At 69.9% G+C, this 22,547-nt stretch carries 23 protein-coding genes; 11 read left to right on the top strand and 12 right to left on the bottom strand.

The window, feature by feature from the left end; genetic code table 11:
- Window positions 1-15: 15 nt before the first annotated feature.
- Window positions 16-1,614: a GMC family oxidoreductase N-terminal domain-containing protein gene (locus tag ABFG95_RS04960; protein WP_238908498.1), complete on the top strand. Its 1,599-nt coding sequence runs from the start codon at window positions 16-18 to the stop codon at window positions 1,612-1,614.
- 84 nt (window positions 1,615-1,698) lie between these two features.
- On the opposite strand, the gene ABFG95_RS04955 is transcribed toward ABFG95_RS04960, so the two are convergent.
- The 7 genes from ABFG95_RS04955 to ABFG95_RS04925 are packed head-to-tail and all read right to left on the bottom strand — an operon-like array spanning window position 1,699 to window position 7,348.
- Window positions 1,699-2,802 (bottom strand): mandelate racemase/muconate lactonizing enzyme family protein, encoded by a 1,104-nt coding sequence (locus tag ABFG95_RS04955; RefSeq protein WP_278989823.1) that lies wholly within the window; start codon window positions 2,800-2,802, stop codon window positions 1,699-1,701.
- Between the two features lie 13 nt (window positions 2,803-2,815).
- The gene (locus ABFG95_RS04950) at window positions 2,816-3,634 is read right to left on the bottom strand and encodes a transporter substrate-binding domain-containing protein (protein ID WP_278989825.1); all 819 of its coding nucleotides are present in this window, start codon (window positions 3,632-3,634) and stop codon (window positions 2,816-2,818) included.
- A 53-nt stretch (window positions 3,635-3,687) separates the two neighbouring features.
- Complete coding sequence (locus ABFG95_RS04945; protein WP_175146372.1) at window positions 3,688-4,419, bottom strand: amino acid ABC transporter ATP-binding protein; 732 nt, start codon at window positions 4,417-4,419, stop codon at window positions 3,688-3,690.
- The gene (locus tag ABFG95_RS04940) at window positions 4,403-5,062 is read right to left on the bottom strand and encodes an amino acid ABC transporter permease (protein WP_020928764.1); all 660 of its coding nucleotides are present in this window, start codon (window positions 5,060-5,062) and stop codon (window positions 4,403-4,405) included. Before ABFG95_RS04940 ends, ABFG95_RS04945 begins: the two co-directional genes overlap by 17 nt.
- A 10-nt stretch (window positions 5,063-5,072) precedes the next feature.
- Window positions 5,073-5,756 carry an amino acid ABC transporter permease gene (locus ABFG95_RS04935; RefSeq protein WP_278989828.1) on the bottom strand — a complete coding sequence of 228 codons (684 nt, stop codon included), beginning with the start codon at window positions 5,754-5,756 and terminating at the stop codon, window positions 5,073-5,075.
- Window positions 5,757-5,778: 22 nt separating this feature from the next.
- Window positions 5,779-7,011: a UxaA family hydrolase gene (locus ABFG95_RS04930; protein WP_020928762.1), complete on the bottom strand. Its 1,233-nt coding sequence runs from the start codon at window positions 7,009-7,011 to the stop codon at window positions 5,779-5,781.
- Between the two features lie 10 nt (window positions 7,012-7,021).
- Window positions 7,022-7,348, bottom strand: coding sequence for a UxaA family hydrolase (locus ABFG95_RS04925; protein WP_045953271.1), 327 nt, complete (start codon window positions 7,346-7,348; stop codon window positions 7,022-7,024).
- Between the two features lie 248 nt (window positions 7,349-7,596).
- Between ABFG95_RS04925 and ABFG95_RS04920 the strand changes: the two genes are divergently transcribed.
- From ABFG95_RS04920 to ABFG95_RS04910, 3 genes are read left to right on the top strand one after another with little or no spacing between them, the layout of a single operon-like run.
- On the top strand, window positions 7,597-8,367 hold the full coding sequence (locus tag ABFG95_RS04920; RefSeq protein ID WP_278989829.1) for an SDR family oxidoreductase: 771 nt from the start codon (window positions 7,597-7,599) through the stop codon (window positions 8,365-8,367).
- Between the two features lie 37 nt (window positions 8,368-8,404).
- Window positions 8,405-9,259, top strand: coding sequence for a fumarylacetoacetate hydrolase family protein (locus ABFG95_RS04915; RefSeq protein WP_278989831.1), 855 nt, complete (start codon window positions 8,405-8,407; stop codon window positions 9,257-9,259).
- Window positions 9,260-9,287: 28 nt separating this feature from the next.
- Window positions 9,288-10,136, top strand: coding sequence for an IclR family transcriptional regulator (locus tag ABFG95_RS04910; protein ID WP_059271794.1), 849 nt, complete (start codon window positions 9,288-9,290; stop codon window positions 10,134-10,136).
- Window positions 10,137-10,218: 82 nt separating this feature from the next.
- Here ABFG95_RS04910 and ABFG95_RS04905 read toward each other — a convergent pair whose 3' ends face one another.
- The 3 genes from ABFG95_RS04905 to ABFG95_RS04895 all read right to left on the bottom strand — a co-directional run bounded on the left by ABFG95_RS04905 (window position 10,219) and on the right by ABFG95_RS04895 (window position 13,666).
- On the bottom strand, window positions 10,219-11,355 hold the full coding sequence (locus ABFG95_RS04905; protein ID WP_278992998.1) for an AAA family ATPase: 1,137 nt from the start codon (window positions 11,353-11,355) through the stop codon (window positions 10,219-10,221).
- Window positions 11,352-12,221 carry an RNA ligase family protein gene (locus ABFG95_RS04900; RefSeq protein WP_024069770.1) on the bottom strand — a complete coding sequence of 290 codons (870 nt, stop codon included), beginning with the start codon at window positions 12,219-12,221 and terminating at the stop codon, window positions 11,352-11,354. Before ABFG95_RS04900 ends, ABFG95_RS04905 begins: the two co-directional genes overlap by 4 nt.
- A gap of 401 nt (window positions 12,222-12,622) precedes the next feature.
- Entirely contained in the window at window positions 12,623-13,666 is a 1,044-nt protein-coding gene (locus ABFG95_RS04895) for an alpha/beta hydrolase (protein WP_278993001.1), read from the bottom strand.
- 209 nt (window positions 13,667-13,875) lie between these two features.
- On the opposite strand from ABFG95_RS04895, the gene ABFG95_RS04890 reads away from it, so the two are divergent.
- Window positions 13,876-15,057 (top strand): serine hydrolase, encoded by a 1,182-nt coding sequence (locus tag ABFG95_RS04890; protein WP_348995528.1) that lies wholly within the window; start codon window positions 13,876-13,878, stop codon window positions 15,055-15,057.
- 101 nt (window positions 15,058-15,158) lie between these two features.
- Here the strand turns inward: ABFG95_RS04890 and ABFG95_RS04885 are convergent, their stop codons facing one another.
- Window positions 15,159-16,604 (bottom strand): HD domain-containing phosphohydrolase, encoded by a 1,446-nt coding sequence (locus tag ABFG95_RS04885; protein ID WP_278993005.1) that lies wholly within the window; start codon window positions 16,602-16,604, stop codon window positions 15,159-15,161.
- 157 nt (window positions 16,605-16,761) lie between these two features.
- Between ABFG95_RS04885 and ABFG95_RS04880 the strand changes: the two genes are divergently transcribed.
- Window positions 16,762-17,535, top strand: a complete 774-nt coding sequence (locus ABFG95_RS04880; RefSeq protein ID WP_054417340.1) for an alpha/beta hydrolase — start codon at window positions 16,762-16,764, stop codon at window positions 17,533-17,535.
- A 76-nt stretch (window positions 17,536-17,611) separates the two neighbouring features.
- Here the strand turns inward: ABFG95_RS04880 and ABFG95_RS04875 are convergent, their stop codons facing one another.
- A complete protein-coding gene (locus tag ABFG95_RS04875) occupies window positions 17,612-18,310 on the bottom strand; it encodes a Crp/Fnr family transcriptional regulator (protein WP_059271784.1) in 699 nt (232 codons plus the stop codon).
- 66 nt (window positions 18,311-18,376) lie between these two features.
- On the opposite strand from ABFG95_RS04875, the gene ABFG95_RS04870 reads away from it, so the two are divergent.
- The 5 genes from ABFG95_RS04870 to ABFG95_RS04850 are packed head-to-tail and all read left to right on the top strand — an operon-like array spanning window position 18,377 to window position 22,534.
- Window positions 18,377-19,498 (top strand): ABC transporter substrate-binding protein, encoded by a 1,122-nt coding sequence (locus ABFG95_RS04870; protein ID WP_348995527.1) that lies wholly within the window; start codon window positions 18,377-18,379, stop codon window positions 19,496-19,498.
- Window positions 19,482-20,552: an iron ABC transporter permease gene (locus ABFG95_RS04865; RefSeq protein ID WP_230846638.1), complete on the top strand. Its 1,071-nt coding sequence runs from the start codon at window positions 19,482-19,484 to the stop codon at window positions 20,550-20,552. Before ABFG95_RS04870 ends, ABFG95_RS04865 begins: the two co-directional genes overlap by 17 nt.
- Window positions 20,545-21,279 (top strand): ABC transporter ATP-binding protein, encoded by a 735-nt coding sequence (locus ABFG95_RS04860; RefSeq protein ID WP_059271782.1) that lies wholly within the window; start codon window positions 20,545-20,547, stop codon window positions 21,277-21,279. The genes ABFG95_RS04865 and ABFG95_RS04860 overlap by 8 nt, the downstream gene beginning before the upstream one ends.
- A 5-nt stretch (window positions 21,280-21,284) precedes the next feature.
- On the top strand, window positions 21,285-21,887 hold the full coding sequence (locus tag ABFG95_RS04855; protein ID WP_278993011.1) for a hypothetical protein: 603 nt from the start codon (window positions 21,285-21,287) through the stop codon (window positions 21,885-21,887).
- On the top strand, window positions 21,884-22,534 hold the full coding sequence (locus ABFG95_RS04850) for a hypothetical protein (protein WP_059271778.1): 651 nt from the start codon (window positions 21,884-21,886) through the stop codon (window positions 22,532-22,534). Before ABFG95_RS04855 ends, ABFG95_RS04850 begins: the two co-directional genes overlap by 4 nt.
- Window positions 22,535-22,547: the final 13 nt, after the last annotated feature.

Here is a 22,547-nt window from a genome sequence, read left to right as displayed (position 1 = left end):
GCGACGGACGAGACGATGGGCGACTACGACTTCATTATCGCGGGCGGCGGCACCGCCGGCTGCATCCTGGCCAACCGCCTGACGGCCGACGGCCGCCACCGGGTGCTGATGCTGGAAGCCGGGCACGAGGCGCGCAGCATGTGGATCTCGATCCCGGCGGGCTTTTCCAAGCTGCTGGTGAACCCGGACTACAACTGGCGCTTCGCCACCGAGCCGGAGGACAACGTCCATGGCCGCACCATCGCCGTGCCGCGCGGCAAGGGCCTGGGCGGTTCGACGCTGATCAACGGGATGATCTACGTGCGCGGCCGGCCGCAGGACTACGACGGCTGGGAGGCGGCCGGCGCCAGCGGCTGGGGCGCGGTCACGGCGCAACGCGTGTTCCGCAAGATCGAGTGCTATCCGCCCGGCGGCGAGACCCGCGGCAAGGACGGCCCGATGCACGTGGAGGAAGTGGCCGAGCGCTTTCCGCTGTCCGACGCCTTCCTGCGCGCGGCGCAGGAAGACGGGCTGCCGCTCAACCCCGACTACAACGCCGGCAGCCAGGACGGGGTCGGCTACTACCAGGTGGTACAACACCACGGGCGCCGCTGGAGCGTGGTTGACGGCTATCTGAAACCGGCCGCCGGCCGCAAGAACCTGACGGTGGAGTGCGGCGCGCACGTGACGCGGCTGCTGTTCGAGGGCAAGCGTTGTGTCGGCGTGGCCTATCGCAAGAACGGCCAGGAGTTCACCGTGCGCGCGCGGCGTGAGACGCTGCTGTGCCTGGGCGCGGTGCAGTCGCCGCAACTGCTGGAGCTGTCGGGCGTGGGCAATCCCGCGCTGCTGCAGTCCTTCGGCATCCCGCTGGTGCACGCGCAGCCGCGGGTGGGCGAGAACTACATCGACCACTTCGCCACGCGCATGAACTGGCGGGTCCGGAACACCGTGACGCTCAACGAGATGTCGCGCGGCTGGCGCCTGGCGCGGCAGGTGGCGCGCTACTACACCCGCCGCAAGGGCATCCTGACGCTGGGCACGGGGCTGGTGCACGGCTTCGTCAAGAGCGCGCCGGACCTGCCGGCGGCCGATGTGCAGTATTTCTTCGTGCATGCCAGCTACGCCAACGCGGCCGAGCGCATCCTCGACCGCGAGCCGGGCATGACCATCGGCGTGGCGCAACTGCGGCCGGAGTCGACGGGTTCCATTCATATCAAGTCGCCCGATCCCTTCGCCGCGCCGTCGATCCGTCCCAACTTCCTGTCCGCGCAGATCGATCGCGACAGCCTGGTGGGCGGCATGCGGGTGGCGCGGCGCATCGTGCAGCAGCCGGCTCTGCAGCGCTATATCGAGCGCGAGATGAGTCCGGGGCCAGACGTGGACAGCGACGCGCAGTGGCTGGATTTCGCGCGCCGCAACGGCCAGACCATCTATCACCCGATCGGCACCTGCCGCATGGGCTCGGATGGCGGCGCGGTCACCGATCCGCGCTTGCGGGTCAACGGCATTGACGGCCTGCGGGTGGTGGATGCCTCGGTGATGCCGAAGATGGTGTCGGGCAACACCCAGGCGGCGGTGATGATGGTGGCCGAGCGCGGCGCCGAGATGATCCTGGAGGATGTTGCGGCGGCGTGATGGAGGGCGACCTCGAAGGAGAAGCCCGCGCCGGGTTCGCGGGCCGGCGCGGTTTGCGGGGCGGCCGCCGTCCGCCGCGCGCCCTCAGCCGTGGCGGCTGCGGTGCAGCGTCAGCTTGCCGAGGCGGTCCCAGTCCCAGGCGATGCCCAGGCCCGGATCTTCGGACGCAATGGCGCGGCCGTTCTCGATGCGCATGCCGTGCTCGGTCACCATGTCCAGTTGCGGGATGTATTCCAGCCAGCGGCTGTTGGGCACCGCGCAGCACAGCGCCACGTGGATCTCCATCAGGAAGTGCGGGCACACCGGCACGTTGTAGGCTTCGGCCATGTGCGCCACCTTGAGCCACGGCGTGATGCCGCCGATGCGGCCCACGTCCACCTGCACGATGGAGCAGGCCTCGCCCTGAAGGTAGTCCTTGAATTGCGACAGGCTGTAGAGCGATTCGCCCACGGCGACGGGCAGGGTGGTGGACTGGCTCAGGCGGCGATGGGCCTGCACGTCGTCGGCGTGGATGGGCTCCTCGAACCAGGCCAGGTCCAGCGGCTCGAAGCAGCGCGCGCGGCGGATCGCTTCGGGTAGCGAGAAACCCTGGTTGGCGTCGGTCATGATGTCCCAGTCCGCGCCGACGGCGGCGCGCACCGCGGACAGCCGCGCCACGTCCTCGGCCACGTGCGGCCGGCCGACCTTGATCTTCGCGCCGCCGAAGCCAGCCTCGCGCGCCTTGAGCGCCTCTTCCACCAGTTGCGAGGGAGGCAGGTGCAGCCAGCCGCCCTCGGTGGTGTAGAGCGGGATGTCCGACTTGGCGCCGCCCGCCAGCCGGTGCAGTGGCAGCCCGGCGCGGCGCGCGCGCAGGTCCCAAAGCGCGGTGTCGATGGCGGCCAGCGCGATCGAGGTGAGCGCTCCCACGGTGGTGGCGTGCACGCGGTACATCAGGTCGCGCCAGAGCTGTTCGATGTCGTCAGCCTCGCGCCCCAGCAGCAGCGGCGCCAGGTGGTCGTCCAGCAGCCGGATCACGGACGAACCGCCGGTGCCGATGGTGTAGCTGTAGCCGGTGCCGGTGACGCCATCGGTGTCGGTGATGCGCACGATCGGCGTTTCCTGGCGCTCGAAGCTCTGCACGGCGTCGGTGCGCCGGACCTTGGGCTGCAGGTCGACCTGCAGGATCTCGACGGAAGCGATGCGGGCCATGGGGTCTCCTGGATCAGCCGCCGGCCTTGCCGACTTCCTGCGGCAGGTCGACGCCGTGGAACTGCTTGTAGATGGTGTTGAGCTCGCCGCTCTTGAGATTGGCGCGCACCCAGCCGTCCAGCTTGTCCTTGAGTGCCGGCTCGTTCTTGCGCAGGCCGATGGCCAGCATGTTCAGGCGCATCACGAACTTCGATTCCATCTGCTTGGCCGGCGCTTTTTCGTTGATGGTGCGCAGCAGGGCCGGCGCGGTGGCGAAGATGTCGGCCTGGCCGCTGACCACCGCGGTGATCGAGGTGGCGTCGTCGTCGAAGCGGATGATCTGCGCGTCCTTGGGGGCGATCCGGGTCAGCTCGGTGTCGTTGGTGGTGCCGCGGGTGGCGATGACCTTCTTGTTGGACAGGTCGGCCGCGCTGGTCAGCTTCATGTCCCTGGGCGCGCCGACCACCGCCAGGATGGCGGCGTAGGGCGTGGAGAAGTCGATGACCTTCTGGCGCTCGGGCGTGACCGACATGCTGGAGATGACGATGTCGGCCTTGCCGGTCTGCAGGAACGGCACGCGGTTGGCGCCGGTGGTGGGCACGATCTCCAGCGTCACGCCCAGGCTTTTGGCCAGCAGGCGCGCGGTCTCGACGTCGGAGCCGGTGGGGTTGAGCGCGGCGTCCTTCATGCCGTAGGGCGGCACGCCCAGGTCGATGGCCACGCGCAGCTTGCCGGCCTTCATGATGTCGTCGAGCTGGTCGGCGTGGGCGGCGCCGGACAGGGCCAGGCCGCCGATCAGGGCCAGGCCGGCGAAAGCGGCGCGCAGCCGCGGCGGGAATACGGACTTGTTCATGCGGGTTGTCTCCATTGTCGTTGTCATCGGGGCAGGGGGCGGGGCCGGCGGCCCTACAGTCCGCTGCCCAGGAACTGCCGCAGTTCCGGCGTGGCGGGGGCCGACAGCATGCTGGCCGGCCCCTGCTCCCAGACCTGTCCCTGGTGCATGAAGATGACCTTGTCGGCCACTTCGCGCGCGAACGCCATCTCGTGCGTGACCAGGATCATGGTCATGCCGTCGGCGGCGAGGCTTTCCATCACCTTGAGCACTTCGCCGGTCAGTTCCGGGTCGAGCGCCGAGGTCACTTCGTCGAACAGCATCACCTTGGGCTGCATCGCCAGCGAGCGGGCGATGGCCACGCGCTGCTGCTGGCCCCCCGACAGTTGCTCGGGATAGGCGTCGGCCTTGTCGGCCAGGCCGACGTGCGCCAGCGCCTGCATCGCCTGTTCGCGCGCCTGGGCCGGCTTGACGCCCTTGACCGAGCGCGGCGCCAGCGTGATGTTCTGCAGCGCCGTCATGTGCGGGAACAGGTTGTAGCTCTGGAACACGATGCCGACGTCCTTGCGCAGCGCGCGCAGGTCCAGCCCGTCGCTGTCGTGCAGCGCGTGGCCGCAGACGCGGATGGTGCCGGCGTCGGTGGTCTCGAGCCGGTCCATGCAGCGCAGCGCGGTGCTCTTGCCCGAGCCGCTCTTGCCGATGATGGCCGCGACCTCGCCGCGGTTGACGGAAAACGACACGCCGCGCAGCACGTGGGTGCCGCCGAAGCGCTTGTGGACCTGGTCCAGTTCAACGACGGGATGCATTGAGTCTCCTTTCCAAGGAACGGCTCCAGCGCGACAGCGGGTAGCACATGAGGAAGTACAGGACGGCGGCGCAGCCGAAATAGACGAAGGGCTGGAAGGTCGAGTTGTTGAGGATCTTGGCGTTGTAGGCCAGCTCCGGATAGCCGATCACCAGCGAGGCGATCGAGGTGTTCTTGATGATCTGCACCAGGAAGCCGACCGTGGGCGGGGTGGCGATGCGCAGCGCCTGCGGCAGCACCACCTTGGCCATGCGCTGCAGCCGCGACAGGCCCAGGCATTCGGCCGCTTCCCACTGGTTCTTCGGCACCGCCTGGATGCAGCCGCGCCAGATCTCGCCCAGGAAGGCGCTGGAGTAGATCGTCATGGCCAGGCCGGCCGCCGCCAGCGCCGACAGCTCGCCCAGGCCGAACAGGCTGGGGCCGAAGAAGCACAGGCCCATCAGCACCAGCAGCGGCGTGCCCTGGATCACCTGGATGTAGCCGGCGGCGGCCGCGCGCAGGGCGCGGCGCGGCGAGACGCGGGCCAGCGCCAGCAGCAGGCCGGCCAGGCCGCCACCGGCGAAGGTCCAGGCCGACAGCTTGACGGTGCCCCAGGCGCCTTCCACCAGATACCAGGCGTGTTGTTCGGGAATGAAGAAAGCCATGGCGCGTCCCCTACAGCGGCGTGCCGAGCTTGCGCCGGCGCGGGAACACGATCTGGGCCAGCAGCCAGAACCCCAGCCGCATCAGCCACGACAGCGCCAGGTACACGCCCCACAGCAAGATGAAGACCTCGAAGTTGCGGTAGGTGTCCGACTGGATGCGGTTGGCCACGCCCAGCAGTTCCTCGGCACCCACCGCCGACATGATGCTGGAGGCCAGCATCAGCAGCACGAACTGGCTGGTCAGCGACGGATAGACGCGCTCGACCGCGGGACGCAGCACCACGTGCCAGAACACCTGCAGCCGCGACAGCGCCAGGCACTCGCCGGCCTCGAGCTGGTCCTTGGGGATTGATTCGATGCCGGCGCGCACGATCTCGCAGGTGTAGGCGCCGATGTTGATCACCAGCGCCAGCACCGCGCCCGCCATGATCGGCATGGTGAGGCCGGCGCTGGACAGGCCGAAGATGAGGAAATAGGCCTGGATCAGCAGCGGCGTGTTGCGGATCAGTTCCACATAGCCGCCGGCGACGGCGCGCAGCCAGCCCATGCGGCTGTTGCGCGCCAGCGCGCACAGCGTGCCGAGGATGAAGCCCAGCACGGTGGCGCAGAACGACAGCTTGACCGTGACCCACGCGCCCTGCGCAAGCAGGGGCCACTGTTCAAGCACCGAGGCGAAATCAAACGTGTAGTTCACCGTCTCGCTCCCTGGGGCCGGTTCAGGCCGCGCGGCTCAAGGGCAGGCAGGACGGGCCGATCGGCTCGAATGCCTTGTAGGTGAGGATGAATTCGCGGTGGCCCAGGTCCTCGGACTTGCTGGGCGCGCCGTTGGCGACCGCGCGGACCTGGGCGTGGATCTCCTCGGCCACCTCCTGCAGCGAGCCGCGGCCCTCCAGGATGCGGCCGGCGTCCACGTCCATGTCTTCGCCCAGGGCGCGATAGGTGTCGGGGTTGGCGCAGACCTTGATGACCGGGGAGACGGCCGAGCCCACCACCGAGCCGCGTCCGGTGGTGAACAGGATCACGTGCGAGCCGCAGGCGATCAGTTCGACGATCTCGGCGTTGTCGCTGATGTTGGGAAAGCCGAAGCGCGGCTCGCCGTCGGGCACCACGTCCAGCAAGTACAGGCCGCCGAAGGGCGGCACATCGCCCGGCTTGATGATGCCGTCGATGGGCGAGGCGCCGCTCTTGGCGTAGGCGCCGAGCGATTTTTCCTCGATGGTCGAGAGGCCGCCGTCGGCGTTGCCGGGCGCGAAGCTGCCGTGGCCCATGATGCTGTAGTAGCGCGCCGCCTTGTTGACGCAGGCCACGATCTCCTCGCCCAGCTCGGGCGTGGCGGCGCGGCGCCGCATGTGGAATTCGCAGCCGACCAGTTCGCCCGTCTCCTCGAAGATACAGGTGGCGTCCTGCGCGATCAGCATGTCGAAGGCGCGGCCCACCGCCGGGTTGGCGGTGATGCCGCTGGTGCCGTCCGAGCCGCCGCAGATGGTGCCGATCACCAGTTCGTCGATGCCCATGGGCACGCGCGCCTGTTGCGCCAGTTGCGCGACAGCGCCGCGCACCCAGGCGCGGCCTTCCGCCACGGTGCTGCGGGTGCCGCCGCGCTGCTGGATGGTCAGCGTCTGCACCGGACGGCCGGAGTCGGCGATGGCCGCTTCCAGCTTGCGCTTGTTCATGCTTTCACAGCCCAGCGACACCAGCAGCGCGGCGCCGACGTTGGGGTGGGTGGCGATGGCCGTCATCATGCGTTCGGCATAGGCGTTGGGGTAGCAGCCGGGAAAACCCACCAGGTGTACCTGCACGTCGCCGGCCAGGTCGCGGAAATCCAGCGCGATCTCGCGTGCCACGTGATGGGCGCATTCGACCAGGTAGGCGACGACGACCACGTTGCGGATGCCTTTGCGGCCGTCGGCGCGCGGATAGCCCTGCAAGGGCTGGGACAGATCGGTCATGGCGGAAACCTCAGTGCCGGTCGGTGAAGGCGCGGCCTTCTTCCAACGTGTAGGTGGGGGTGTAGTCGCTGTCGAGGTTGTGGGTGTGGATGTGGTCCCCGGCCGCGACGGCGGTGGTCAGGCTGCCGATGATGGCGCCGTACTTCAGGATCTTTTCGCCGGCCGGCATGGCGTGGCGCGCCAGCTTGTGGCCCAGGCCCAGCGGCGCGGCGATGACGGCGCTGCCGTCTTCGAGCTGCACGCGGGTCCCGGCGGGCAGGGCGCGACGCACGATCAGGCAGTTGTCTTCGGGGGAGATCAGCAGGAGCTGAGGGTCCAGGGTGGCTTGTCTCGTCATGATTTTTATGTGTTGATGTTTCGCATATAAAAGCAAGTTTCATATTCGTGGTCAACACGCGTTTGCCCTTGGGTGAGGGAAAAAGGGTTCAAATTCGGGTAATTACTGAGTTGTTCGGCATGCCGCTGGCTTGCGGTGCGCCATAAATCCCGTATATTTGTTTTTATGAATGAAATTTGATTTTCATAAGGCAAATGAAGGCGGCCATCCGGCCGGCACTCCAGGCCTATCCACCCACGGGAAGAGACATGACCCTACGTTTGCAGGACAAGCGGGCGCTGGTCACGGCGGCCGGCAACGGCATCGGCCGCGCCAGCGCCCTGGCCATGGCGCGCGAGGGCGCCCAGGTCTGGGCCACCGATATCAACGAGGCGGCGCTGGCCGACCTGGCGAAGGAGGCGCGCGAGGCCGGCCTGGACGGATTGCGCACCCGCGTGCTGAACGTGCGCGACGGCGCCGCCGTGGCCGACTGCGCGCGCGAGACCGGCGCGGTCGACGTGCTGTTCAATTGCGCCGGCTTCGTCCACGCCGGCACCGTGCTGGACTGCGACGAGGCCGACTGGGACTTCAGCATGGACCTGAACGTCAAGGCCATGTACCGCACCATCCGCGCCTATCTGCCGCTGATGCTGGAACGCGGCGGCTCGATCATCAACATGGCCTCGGCCGCCTCCAGCGTGAAGGGCGTGCCCAGCCGCTTCGTCTATGGCGCCTCCAAGGCCGCCGTGATCGGGCTGAGCAAGGCGGTGGCGGCGGACTTCGTGGCGCGCGGCATCCGCTGCAACGCGATCTGCCCCGGCACGGTCGAGTCGCCCTCGCTGCGCGAGCGCATCGCCGCGCAGGCGCGCCAGCAGGGCAGCGACGAAGCCGCGGTGCGCGCCGCCTTCGTGGCGCGCCAGCCCATCGGCCGCGTCGGCCGGGTGGAGGAGGTGGCCGCGCTGGCGGTCTACCTGGCCAGCGACGAATCGGCTTTCACTACCGGTACCATCCAGGTTATCGACGGCGGCTGGTCCAACTGAGCCGCCGCTCCGCTTTGTTCCCTTTCAAGGATTCCGCATGAAACTCGTACGCTACGGCCAGCCCGGCCAGGAAAAACCCGGCCTGATCGATGCCCAGGGCGCGCTGCGCGACCTGTCGGGCGTGGTGGCCGACATCGACACCGCCGCCATCGCCCCGGCGATGCTGGCCAGATTGGCCAAGCTCGACCCCGCCAGCCTGCCGCGCGTGGACGGCGCGGTGCGCTACGGCTGCCCGGTCAACGGCGTTGGCAAGATCGTCTGCGTCGGCCTGAACTACGCCGACCACGCCGCCGAGTCCGGCCTGCCGGTGCCGGCCGAACCGGTCCTGTTCCTCAAGCCCAGCTCGTCGCTGAGCGGCCCGAACGACCCGGTGATCATCCCGCGCGGCTCGGTCAAGACCGACTGGGAAGTGGAGCTGGGCGTGGTCATCGGCAAGAAGGCCTCGTACGTGGAAGAAAGCGAGGCCATGGAGTACGTGGCCGGCTACACCGTGGTCAACGACGTGTCCGAGCGCGAATACCAGATCGAGCGCGGCGGCCAGTGGGACAAGGGCAAGGGCTGCGACACCTTCGCGCCGGTCGGCCCGTGGCTGGTGACGCGCGACGAGGTCGCCGATCCGCAGAACCTGGACATGTGGCTGGAAGTGAACGGCCATCGCTTCCAGAACGGCAGCACCCGCACCATGGTGTTCGGCGTGAAGACGCTGGTCAGCTACATCAGCCGCTTCATGTCGCTGATGCCGGGCGATATCATCAGCACCGGCACGCCGCCGGGCGTGGGCCTGGGCCAGAAGCCGCCGGTCTACCTGAAGGCGGGCGACGAGATGCGCCTGGGCATCGCCGGCCTGGGCGAACAGCGGCAGGCCCTGCGGGCCTGGAGCCGGGCCGAATAAAATCGGGTTTCACTCCAACGCCGACGCCATGACCGCTTCCAAGATTTCCCCCGCCGATTCCACGCCGACCGAGGCCGACGCCGCCGACGCGCCGGGCGCGCAACGCTACGCCGCGCCCGCCCTGGAAAAGGGGCTGGACATCCTGGAGGCGCTGGCCGCCAGCCCGGCCGGCTACACGCTGGCCGAGCTGGCGCAGAAGATTGGCCGCAGCGTCAGCGAGATCTTCCGCATGGCGGTGACGCTGCAGCGGCGCGGCTTCGTGCAGGTCGACGACAACGACCGCTACACGCTGACGCTGAAGATGTTCGAGCTGGCGCACCGCCAGCAGCCGCTGAAATCGCTGGTGAGCGTGGCGCTGCCGCTGCTGCGCGAACTGGCCAACCGCGCGCGCCAGTCGTGCCACCTGGCGGTCTACCAGGCCGGCCGGGTGGTGGTGATCGCGCAGGTCGACAGCCCCGAGCGCTGGTCGTTCGGCCTGAAGGTGGGCGTGATGATGGGCCTGACCGACACGTCCTCGGGCCACGTGTTGCTGGCATTCCGCGACGAGGTCGAGCGCACCCGCATGCTGGCCGCCCACATCAAGGTGGAAGGCGAGCTGGAGTCCGACCCGGGCGAACTGTTCCCGATCCTGGCGGAGGTGCGCAAGAACGGCTGCGCCTGCATGGCCAGCCGCCAGATCCGCGGCATCACCAACGTCGCCTATCCGGTGATGGGTGTGGGCAACCAGGTCATCGCCGCCATCAACGTGCCCCACATCGAGCGCATCGACCGCAAGGAATCGCCCAGCATCGCCCAGGTGCAGGAGATCGTCGCCAACGTCGCCCAGCGGCTGTCGACGCTGATGGGGTATAGCGGTTATCTGCCGGAGCAGGCGTAGGGGACTTGCCGGTCGCGCTTGGCCCCCCCCCCCCCCCCCCCCCCCCCCCCCTGCGTGGAACGCCGCGGATGCCGGGCCGCGCCTACACCGCGTACACCACCCGATGCGCTTCCGTCGGCAGCGGCAGGTCCCAACGGTGCAGCATGCCCAGCAGGGTCTTGTTTGGCAGCGACGTGTCGCGCCGGGCGTTGCGCCGGAGCAGTTCGGCGCGCGGCTGCTCCAGGTACACCAGCTCGACCTCGGCGTGGTAGGCGTACAGCAGGTCCAGCGTTTTCTTGCGCATCAACTGGCTGAGGTTGGTGGCGTTCCAGACGAAAGGCCGGCGCGCGCGCAGCAAGGCCTTGGCGCGGTCGATCGCCAGGTGCGCCACCTTGCCTTCGTTCTTGCCATGCGCCAGGCCGAGCGCCTCGCGCGCGTCGTCGAACGACACGACCGGCAGGTCGGGGTGATGCGTCGCCACCCAGCTGTTCTTGCCGCTGGCCGGCAGGCCCGACATGACGATGACGCGCGAGCCGGGCTCCTGGAACAGGGCGTAGTCCGGATGCACGTCGGCGCCGCGAAAGTAGCTGACGGCGGTGTGCGCGTCGGCGAAGCGCCGCGGCTGGCCATAGCAGTCCTCCTCGCGCGCGGCCTCGCGGAACAGCGCGATGTTGTCCAGCACCTGCTGCTGGTCGCGGCAGATGCGGCCGCGCATGTCGGCCTCGGCCAGCATCGCCAGCAGCGGAATGCTCAGTTGCCACGACAGCTCGCGCACGATGAATTCCACCGATTTGCCGCGACGGGAACCGGACAGCGCGAAGAACGGCACCTGGTGCACGGCGATCAGGCGGCAGATGGCCTCGCGCACGGCGAAGGGCACGCCGGCGTCCCACAGCGCGATGCGCGCGTCGATCGCGCCCCGGGCGGAATGGCCGGGTTGAGAAATCGCGCCGCTGGCCGGGTCGATCACCGTGGTGGCGTGCTTGGCGATGTCGTGCAGCAGCGCCGCCAGGAACACGATTTCCTGGTCGGCGCGGCTGGCGGCCTGGTAATCGGGCAGCGCCAGCAGGGCCTCGACCACCATGCGGGTGTGGGTCCAGACGTCGCCCTCGCCGTGGTAGCGCGGGTCCTGCGGCGTGGTCTTGGCCAGCTCCAGCGCCGGAAAGGCCGCCAGACAGGCGGCGAAGTCCGGCGCCTGGCCGGCGGCGGGCGCCAGGGCCCGCAATTGTTCGAAGTTCATGATGCCTCCTTGTCGCCGCGCAGCGTGTCCCAATCGACCCGCGGACGCGGGGCGTACAGGTCGACGCCGGGCGCGAGCTGGTTGGGGACGTAGGGCTGCTCGGAATGGTGCTTGTCGGCGGCCAGGATGGCCTGGACGAAGTCGGCGCGCACCCATTTGTATCGGCCCAGCGTCCTGCCGTCGGCCTCCACCTTGATGTACAGGCCTTCCGACAGGTCCGACTTGTCGCATTGCCGCCAGGCCAGCGCCAGGTCCAGGCCCTCGCGCCGCACGGTGGCCTCGAACGCATCGCGCCACCGCGCCGTCTTGGCCAGCGAGGGCCGCAGCAGGGCCTTCAGGTCGGCCAGGCGCGCGGGCGCCAGGCCGTCGTACAGCACTGGCACCGACAGCACCGGGCCGCCGGCCAGCAGTTCGCGCCGCGCCTCGGTGGACAGGAAGGCGCCGGTGCGGCGGTCGAGCACGTCGAACTCGAAGAAGTGGTGCGGCAGCGCGTCGTAGAACACCGAGTGCTTTTTCGATAGCGTTTCGCCGTACATCACGTAGCGGTCTTCCAGCCGTTGCAGCAGCCAGCCGGCGTGGGCCTGGGCCCAGGCCTTGATGAAGTTGAATTGGCGTTCGCGTCCGCCGCCCACCAGGTAGTGGCCGCGCGATTGCAGCAGCAGGTCGCCCGCGGGGCTGAAACTGATGCCGGTGTTGGCGCCATCGAGTTTCTCTTCCACCACCAGGCGCAGGCCGCGCAGGTCGCGGTAAGGCACGTGGTCGTGGCCGTGGTCGCCCTCCTGCAGCCGCGAGCCTTCCAGGTGCGGGGTGCGGGGATAGCGGAACAGTTCAAGGGATTGCGCGCAGGCGCGGAAATCCGGCGTCATGGGTCTTCTCCAGGAAAAGTGGGGAAGCCGACGACGCGGTCTTGCGGGGCAGGGAAGCGAGGGGGGATGTGTTGCGCGTTCCGGAACCGCGCCTGCCGCGGGTCGTGCTCAAGACCGGGAAGGTCGAGCCGCGTGAATGGGCAGGCTGACCGCGATTACCGGGAGGTAGTCGTCGGCGTTTAGGCGAATTGACGAATGGCAGACACGTTGGCACCCGGAAGAAAAGGGGTTGTTGAAAAGCAAGGGCGCATCCTAAGGCAACGATGATGAGGCTGTCAACGCCGCGTCCGCCGGTTGTTGTCCGGCGGACACGCGGCGTTGCGCCCGGCGCAGGGACGCGCCGGGCGGTATCGCGGTATCACGGCGCTATCACATTCGAATCACGATAGTGATTTTGAAATTCACAGCCGCGTCACCTGCAGCACCGCGTCGGCGAAGGCCTCGGGCGCTTCCTGCGGCAGGTTGTGGCCGATGCCGCCGGTCACGTCGACGTGACGGTACTTGCCGCTGAACTGGCCGGCATAGGCGGCGGGCGCGGGGTGCGGCGCGCCGTTGGCGTCGCTTTCCAGCGTGATGGTGGGCACTGCGATCTTCGGCGCCACGGCCAGGCGCCGCTCCAGGTCGTCGTAGCGCGCCTCGCCCTGGGCCAGCCCGAGGCGCCAGCGGTAGTTGTGGATGACGATGGCGACGTGGTCGGGGTTGGCGAAGGCGCGGGCGCTGCGCGCGTAGGTGGCGTCGTCGAAGCGCCATTGCGGCGAGGCCAGTTGCCAGATCAGTTTGTTGAAGGCGTCGACGTTGGCGGCGTAGCCGGCCGCGCCGCGTTCGGTGGCGAAGTAGAACTGGTACCACCACTGGAACTCGGCCTGCGGCGGCAGCGGCTTGCGGTTGCCTTCCTGGCTGCCGATCAGGTAGCCGCTGACCGACACCAGCGCCTGGCAGCGTTCGGGCCAGAGCGCGGCCATGATGTTGGCGGTGCGCGCGCCCCAGTCGAAGCCGGCGATGACGGCCTTGCCGATCTTCAGGGCGTCCATCAGGGCGATGATGTCGACCGCCACCACCGCCTGTTCGCCGTTGCGCGCGGTATCGGCCGACAGGAAGCGGGTCGAGCCGTAGCCGCGCAGATACGGCACGATGACGCGGTAGCCGGCGGCGGTCAGGCGCGGCGCCACGTCGATGAAGCTGTGGATGTCGTAGGGCCAGCCGTGCAGCAGGATGGCGACCGGGCCGTTGGCCGGGCCGGCGTCGACGTAGCCGATGTCCAAATCGCCGGCGCGGATCTGGCGGATGGCGCTGAAGCTGGCCGTGCCGGTGGCGCGGGGGGCGATTGGCGCGGCGCCCTGGGCGCGCGCGCTGGCGCCCAGGCCCAGGTTCAGAAGGCTGGCGCCGGCCAGGGCCGAGGTGGTGCCGAGCAGGCGGCGGCGGCGGGTGTCGATGGGGTCGGGCATGGCGGGTCTCCGGGAAAGGGAAGTGACGGGGTGTGGCGCCGTTGTAGCCAGCCCGGCGGGGTGGGGGGTGTCGCAATGTACGGCGCGGGCGGGCGGATACATTGCGACTTGAATCTCCTTGTCCGCGCCGCCGGCGTCGCGCGCGGATGACGAGCGCGCGATGCGGGTTGTGCATTCGGCGCGGACTTGGCATGATCCGCGCCATGGCAATGGACCCGACCTCCCGCACCACGTGCCCGCGCGCCCGCCGCGCGGGCCGCGCCGCCGTGCGGCTGGCCCTGGGGCTGGCCGCGCTGACGGCCGCCGCCTATGCGGCCACGGCCGTGATGGAGATCCCGCCGCCGCACACGCTGTGGCGGCTGGAGGCGTCGGCGCCGTCGCGCCGCGGCGACCTGTTGCCGGCGCGGGTCGTGCCGGCCGCGGCCACGCCATCCGTGCTGGCGGCCAGCGCCTGGCCACCGCCCGCCACGGTGCCGTGGAAAGGCGCCGAAATTCCGTTCGAGCGGTTCCTGCAAAGCACCGCCACCAATGCGCTGGTGGTGCTGCGCGACGGCAGGCTGGAGTACGAGTGGTACCGGCCGGGCGTGCGCGCCAGCGACCCGCAGTCGTCGTGGTCGATGGCCAAGTCGGTGGTGTCGCTGCTGGTGGGCCAGGCGATCGCGCGCGGCGAGCTGCGCGAGGACGACCGCCTGGCCGCGCTGCTGCCCGAGCTGGCGGGCGCGGGCGATTACGACCGCGTCACGCTCGGGCATCTGCTGGACATGGCCTCGGGCATCGACGTGTCGGAGAATTACCGGGCCTACTGGCCTTTCACCGGCACCGCGCGCATGTATCTGACGCGCGATCTGGCCGGGTTTGTGCACGACCACCGGCGCATGCATTTCACGCCGGGCAGCGCGGGCGACTACCGCAGCGTCGACACCCAGCTGCTGGGCATGGCGCTGACGCGCGTGACCGGCAAGCCCCTGGCCGACCTGCTCGCCGAGCGGCTGTGGGGGCCGATGGGCGCGGAGTCCGCCGCCACCTGGAACCTGGACCGGCCCGGCGGCATCGAGAAGGCGTTCTGCTGCCTGAACGCCACGGCGCGCGACTTCGCGCGGGTCGGGCAGCGCGTGCTTGAGTCCGGGCAGGGCGCAGGCCTGCTCCCGGCCGCCTGGGTGGCGCGCATCGCGCGTCCCGCCCCGCATCCGGTCGACGGCTGGGGCTACGCCGCGCAATGGTGGCAACTTGAGCCCACGGGCGGGCCGGACTTCGCGGCCGTCGGCATCCATGGCCAGTACCTGTACGTGCATCCCGGCCGGCGCGTGGTGATCGTCAAGCTCAGCGACTACGGCGAGAACCAGGACGAGCGCGAGACCTATCGGGCGCTGCGGGCGATCGCCGATCGTTGAGGCGGTGGCGTGGGGCGCAGGGGTTTGGCCGGATCACGGCCCCTGTCGGGCGAATCCGCGCCCGGGCGTGTCGGGCGGCGGCGCCTGTCGCGCGGCGCCCGCTACAGCAGGCCCGAGGTCAGCGCCTTGAGTGTAGCGGCCGCGCGGGTCGAGCATTCCAGCTTGCGGAACACGCTTTCGACGTGGGTGCGCACCGTGCTGGGGCTGATGTTCAGCGCGCGCGCCGCTTCCTTGTTGCTGGCCCCCAGGCTGATCTGCCGCAGCACTTCCAGTTCGCGCTGCGACAGCGCCGAGACGGCGCGGCGCGGGGCGGCGGTTTCGCCGCCCGCCGCGGCGATGGCGGCCTCGGCCACGTCGGCATCGTAGCGGCCGGCGGCGGCCTCCTGGCGCAGTTGCCGCGCCGCGTCCGTCAGCGCAAGCGCGGGACGCCAGGGACGGTCCTCGCGCAGCGCCTGCAAGGTTACACAGGCGGCCAGCACGCGTTGCGGCAGGGCCAATGCCGCGCCCGCCGCGCCGCGGAAATAGCCGCTGCCATCCAGCCGTTCGTAGGCATACGAGGCCAGTTCGGCGGCCTCGCTCAGGCCCTTGATCTGGCGCGCCGCGCGCGCGGTCCAGTAGGGCATCAGGCGCACCTGCTCCCACTGGTCCGGCGACAGCTTGCCGGCGGTGTTCCACAGGCGGTTCGGCAGCGCGGCGCGGCCGATGCCGTGGACCAGCGCGGCGGCCTGCAATTGCGCCTGCGTCGCCGCGTCCAGGTCGAGCCGCGCGGCGGTGGCCACCGCCAGCGCCGCCACCCGGCGCGAATAGCCGGCCAGCCAGGGCAGCTTGAGTTCGGCCACGTCGGCCAGCAGCGTCAGCGCGGCGGGCGCGCCGGGGCGGCCGCCGGCCAGGTTCCAGTCGGCGCCGTCGGGCGGATCGGCGTCGATCCGGTCGAGCCAGGCCGGGCCGTGGCGCGCGGCCAGCGCGGCGATGTCGGCGGGATACTTGGCGCCGGCCTGCTGGCGCAGGAAGTCCAGCGCGCTGTCGCGGCCATGGGCGCGGCTGAGGATCTCCAGGTCGCTGGCGGCGTTGACGATGAACGCCAGCGGCGAGACGGCGCCGCCGTCCAGCGCCTGCGGCATGCCCTTGCCATCGTGGCGCTCGAAGGCGTGGCGCAGACCGGTCACGACCGCGTCGGGCATGCCCAGGCTGACGGCAACGTCGCCGGAGATCTCGCAATGGATCAGCGCCAGCGGCACGATCAGCGACTGCGTGCGCGCGTCCAGCGGCGGCAGGGTCTGCGCCATCATGGCCTCGCGCGAGGCGATGTCGTCGCCCAGCAGTTCGGCGAAGCCGCCGGCGTTGGCGGTGCAGCCGGACCAGCGCAGCAGCGCCACCGCGCGGGCGTGGTCCTGGCCGGCCGCATCCAGGCCGTGCGCGGCGGCCAGCAGGCCCGCCAGGCAGGCGGTGCGGCGCGAATGGTCGGTGGCGCGGCCCATGCTGAGGTCGCCGATGAAGGCCATGGCCAGCACGGCGTCGGTCAGTTCTATGGCGCTATCGGCGATCATGGGGGCAGGCGGGGCGATGAATGGGGGCGGCAGGAGAGGGCGGGAAGGCGAGAACCGGCGCATCGGTCAATCATCCGATACCGCGCGACGGGCGGGAAAACGACACTGGCGTCAACCAAGCGCCACGTCGGCGCTGGACCCCGAAAAAGGAATCGTCATGAAGCGCCATATTATCGCAGCCTCCCTCCTGGTCGCCGGCCTGTTCGCCGCGCCCGTTTCGCAGTCGTTCGCCGCCGAACCGGCCGCCGCGCGGCCGTCCGTCGTCATCGTGCATGGCGCCTTCGCCGACGGCTCGGACTGGGCCAAGGTGGTCGCCCTGTTGCAGGCCAAGGGCGTGCAGGTGCAGGCGGTGCAGAACCCGCTGGAATCGCTGGCCGGCGACGTGGCCGCGGCCAACCGCGCCATCGACAACCAGCCCGGCAAGGTGGTGCTGGTCGGCCATTCGTGGGGCGGCACGGTGATCACCGAGGCCGGCAACCACCCCAAGGTCGCCAGCCTGGTCTACGTGGCCGCCTTCGCGCCCGATGCCGGCCAGTCGGTGGCGACGCTGACCGAGGGCACGCCCAAGGCGCCGGGTTCGGACAGCATCGGCGCCGACAGCCACGGCTGGCTGAGCCTGTCGCCCGCCGGCCTGGCGCGCGATTTCGCGCAGGATGTGCCGGCCGCGCAGGCCCGGGTGATGGCGGCCACGCAGGGCCCGATCAAGGCCAGCGCCTTTGGCGAAGCGGTGTCGACCGCCGCGTGGAAGACCAAGCCGTCGTGGTTCGTCGTCAGCAACCACGACCGCATGATCCTGCCGGCGCTGCAACACCAGATGGCCAAGCGCATCGGCGCCAAGGTCACCGACCTGCAGACCAGCCACGTGCCGCAGCAATCGCAGCCGGACGCCGTGGCGCGGGTGATCCTGGACGCGGTGGCGAGCGTGAAATGAGGGCTGTGACCGCCCGGGGACGTGACATCGGGCGGTCATGCATGAACGCCGCGCGTCCGTCGGGACACGCGGCGTTTCAGCATCCGGACGCCAGTTGTTCGAGCGGCGCGAGCCGCAGCACGTAGAGCGTGCCGGCGCGGCTGGCGATGATGCCTTCGCGGCGCCACTTGGAGAAGATGCGGCTGAGGGTCTCGGCCCGCATGCCGAGCTTGACGGCGATCTGCGAGTGGCTGAGCGGCAGGGTCAGCGGCTGGCCGGCCTGAGGCTTGCCGGCGCGCAGCACGTATTCGGCCAGGCGTTCCTGCGCCGAACTGGAGGTGAGCCAGTCGATCCGGTCGGTGTGATGCCGCACCAGCGCGGCGCCGTGGGCGGCGACGCGGCAGGCGAAGCGGCCGTCGTCGCGACACAGCTGCAGGAAGGCGCCTTGATGCAGCAGGCAACCATTGCCGTCGCGGCGGGCGCGGACATGATGCAGGTGGCGCGGCGTCGGCTCGAACATGGCCAGCACCGACAGCCAGCCGCCCGGGCCGACTTCGCCAAATACCTTGTCATCGCCATCGGCGGTGTAGCGCAGGCCCTGGACCAGCCCCTCGCACACCAGCAGGCACGCGGTTGCCGGCTGGCCTTCGGAAAACAGCGTATCACCCGCCTCGAAGCGCAGCCAATGGGCGCGCGCCGCCAGCGCGCCGAGCGCGGCGTCGGCGATGCCCTCGAACCAGGGATGGCGCCGCAACGCGGCGAGCAGAAGCGACTGAGACGAATTGACAATAGTCATTTGATCGGCGGAGGTGGATACCTAGAATTCGAATCGAAAATGATTCCTGTTCAAGATGCCCTCCCCGTGAAAAAATACAAGGCCTGGACCGCGCCGCAACCGCGCCGTCTTATAAATTCTCCCATTGCCTTGAGCGCCTTGTCGGCGGCGTTGTCATGGTCGTCTGGCGCGGCGGCGCAGGGTCCCGTGCGCTTTACCGACATGCTCGGCAACCCGGTCACGCAGGCCGCGCCTTCGACGCGCGCGGTCTCGCTGCCGATGCCGGGCGGCACGCTGTTGATGTCATTGGACGGCGGTTCGTCGCGCCACCTGGCGGGCATGCATCCCGACTCCTTTGCGCGCATGGCGGACCCGGTGCCGTCGCGCCTGTTCCCGCACATGGAAAGCGTGCGCTCGGACATTACCCGGTCGGGCTTCGTGCCGAACGTGGAAACCCTGCTGCAGATCCGTCCCGACATGGTGTGGCAGTGGGGTCACATGGGCGACGACCTGATCGCGCCGCTGCGCAACGCCGGCCTGCCGGTGGCGGCGCTGCTGTACGGCACCGACGTGCGCACCCGCGAATGGATCCGGCTGATGGGGCATTCGCTCGGGCGGGATGCGCAAGCCGCCCGGCTGCTGGCGTGGCGCGACGAGGTGCGCGCGCAGATCCTTCGCGTCACCGGCGGCCTGCGCGCCGACGAGCGGCCGGGCGTGCTGTACCTGTCGCGCTACCGGCCGCAATTGCGCACGTCGGGCGCGGGCAGCAGTTTCGATGACGACATCCAGCTGACTGGCGGGCGCAACGTGGCCGCGGCGGTGGTCGGCACCGGCCAATCGGTCGGCATCGAGCAGATCATGGCCTGGGCGCCCGATGTGATCCTGCTGAACAACTTCGAGTCGGGCCTGACGCCCGCCATGATCTATGCCGATCCGCTGTTCGCGGATATTCCGGCCGTGCGCAGCCATCGCGTCTACATGATTCCGGCCGGCGGCTATATCTGGGATCCCCCCAGCCAGGAATCGCCGTTGTACTGGCAGTGGCTGAGCCAGTTGTTGCATCCGAAGCGATTCGACTGGCCGCTGCGCGAGCGCATCGCGCAGGCCTACGCCTGGCTGTACGGCTATGACATCGACGCGGCCGATATCGACAAGGTGCTGCGCATGCGCTTGAACCAGGGAGCCGCCGGCTATGACCGCCTGCGCTGAACGGAATCCCGCGCGGGGCGACGATCGGCGGCGCGCCTGGCCCTGGTGGCTGATGATCGCCGCGGCGCCGCTGTCGGCCCTGGCCGCGTTGTGCGTGGGGCGTTATGCCTTGCCGGCCTCTCACGTGGGCGCCGCGCTGGCCGGATGGGCGCTGCCCGACGGCCTGGCATCCTGGCTGCCGGCCGTCGCCGACGCCGAGCGCCGGGTGGTATTGCTGGTGCGCCTGCCGCGGGTGCTGCTGGCGCTGCTGGCCGGCTCCAGCCTGGCGCTGTGCGGCGCGGCCTTGCAGGGCGCCTTCCGCAACCCCCTGGTCGGGCCGCAGATCCTCGGCATTTCGTCCGGCGCCGCGTTTGGCGGGTGCGCGGCGATCCTGCTGTTCTCGTCGCTGTGGGCGACGTTGGGATTCGCTTTCGCGGGCGGCCTGCTGGCGGTGGCCATCGTCTACCTGCTGGGCCGTTCGCGGGGGCGCACCACCATTCTGATGCTGGTGCTGGCGGGCGTGGTCACCAGTGCGTTCTTTTCCGCGCTGATCTCGCTGGCCACCTATTTCGCCGATCCCTACGACAGCCTGCCGGCGATCGTGTTCTGGCTGATGGGCAGCTTCGCCACGGCGTCCTACGTCAAGCTGGGGGCGGCGGTGGCGCCCATCGCGGCGGGCATGGGGCTGTTGTTCGCGCTGCGGTTCCGCATCAACGTGCTGTCGCTGGGGGACGAGCAGGCCAGCGCCATGGGGCTGGCGGTCGAGCCGCTGCGCTGGATGCTGCTGGGCTGCGCCACGCTGGTGGTGTCGGCCAGCGTGGCGGTGTCGGGCACGGTGGGCTGGGTCGGGCTGGTGGTGCCGCACATTGCGCGCATGCTGGTCGGCCCCGATCACCGCGTGCTGCTGCCCGCCAGCGCCTTGCTTGGCGGCACCTACATGGTGTGGGTCGATACCGTGGCCCGCAGCGCCACCAGCGCCGAGATTCCGCTGGGCGTGATCACCGCGCTGGTCGGCGCGCCCCTGTTCGCGTGGCTGTTGCGCCGCACGCAGGGCCGGGAGGCGGGCCATGCTTGAACTGGATCGCCTTGCCGTGCAGGCCGGCGGCCGCCTGCTGCTGTCCGACCTGTCGCTGCGCGTGCCGGCCGGCAGCGTGCTGGCCGTGCTGGGGCCGAACGGCCGGGGCAAGACCACTTTGCTCAAGACGTTGCTGGGGGTGCAGCCGCCGGCCGCTGGCGCGGTGCGCCTGCGCGGCCACGCCGCCTATGTGCCGCAGCGCACCGATTCGCTGTTCGCCTACGACGTGCTGGCCATGGTGACCATGGGCCGCGTGCGGCACCTGCGCTGGTGGGCCTCGCCCGGCCCGGGCGACCGCGACATCGCCCGCGAGTGCCTGCGCGCCGTGCGGCTGGAGCATCTGGCGGCGCGGCCGTTCCACGCGCTCAGCGGCGGCGAACAGCAGTTGGCCTGCATCGCGCGGGCCATGGCCAGCGCCAGCCCCATCATCGTGCTGGACGAGCCCAGCGCGGCGCTCGACCTGCGCAACCAGGACGTGATCCTGACGCTGCTGCGGCGGCTGGCGGGCGAGGGCATGACGGTGGTGTTCTCGACCCACCAGCCGCAGCACGCGCAGCACATCGCCGACCAGACCCTGTTGATGCATCCCGACGCCTGCGAGGCCGGGCCCACCGGGCAGATGTGCACCGACGAACGCCTGAGCCGGCTGTATGGATTGCCGGTGCGGGTAACCACCATCACCGCCGACCGCCGCGAGGTGCCGGGCGTGATTCCTCTTTTCCATTGAATCCGATGAACACCATCGTCTATTTGAATCACTGGACCGGCGACGGTCCCGCCGCGTTGACCGGCGGCGATGCGCCGCCGGCCGTCGCCGAACCCCTGTACGCCCTGCATCGTCTGGAACTGGCGGCGGTACGGGCCCTGCTGGTGCCGGCCAATACCGACCAGCGCTATCTGCTGTCGCAGCAGGCGCGGCTGGAGGCGTGGCTGCTGGCCGGTGGCACGATGGTGTTCAACGGCCACGTGGCCTATCCCTTCCTGCGCTGGCTGGCGCCGTTCGTGCCGGGCCCGGCGCGCGGCATCGAGGGACTGCGGCTGCACCGCGCCCAGGCGCATCCCGTTTTCGATGGCGTCGATCCCGAACACCTGACCTTCCGCCGCGGCGTGGCCGGCTTCTACGCGCGCGGCGGCAATCCGCCGCCGGCCGGCGCCAGCGTGCTGCATACGCTGGGGCCGGACGCGGTGCCGGTGGACTGGGTGCTGTCCTTGCCCGGCGGCGGCCGCCTGTTCACGCATTCCGGCAACGACATGTGGATGTATGCGGGCAGCGAGGACAGCACCCGCCGCATCGTGCCGCAACTGGTCGACTGGCTGCGCGGGGAGGCGGCATGATCCACGACGCCCATTCCGTTTCGAACCGGCGCGCGCCGGTGATCGCCGCGCTGGACGCCGGCACCTACTACCACCATCGCACCTTCCGCACGCCGGAACTGGCGGCGTACATCGACCGGGTGATCTACCTGCCGGAACTGGATGACGCCGCCCTGGAGGGCTGCGACGCCTTGATCGTGTCGTGCCGCATCAACCCCGAGCTGCTGGTGGCGCAGCGGGCGCGCCTGGCCCGCTTCCTGGCCGCGGGCAAGACGCTGGTGGCGATGGGCGAGACCGGCTCGCACCGCTGGCTGGATGGCGTGCGCTGGACCGATTGCGAAGTGAATTTCTGGTGGTGGAAGACGCCGGGGGCCGATCCCGGCCTGCGGCTGGCGGCGCCCGACCATTCGCTGTTTCGCTACCTGACGCTGGCCGACGTCACCTGGCACCAGCATGGCACCTATGCGCCGCCGCCCGGCGCGGTCTCGCTGGTCGACAAGGTCGGCGCCGGATCGGTGCTGTACGAGGACCGGTGCAGCACCGCGGGCCGGCTGATCGTCACCTCGCTCGATCCGATGTACCACCACGGCAGCTATTTCATGCCGGCCACCAGCCGCTTCCTGCGCGGCTTCCTGCCGTGGCTGAAAGACTCCACGCCCGCCGCCTGAGGCGGCTTCCTTC

This window comes from Achromobacter sp. HNDS-1 (assembly GCF_040084795.1).
Taxonomy (GTDB): Bacteria; Pseudomonadota; Gammaproteobacteria; order Burkholderiales; family Burkholderiaceae_B; genus Achromobacter; species Achromobacter ruhlandii.
This window is presented reverse-complemented; position numbering and strand designations above follow the sequence as displayed.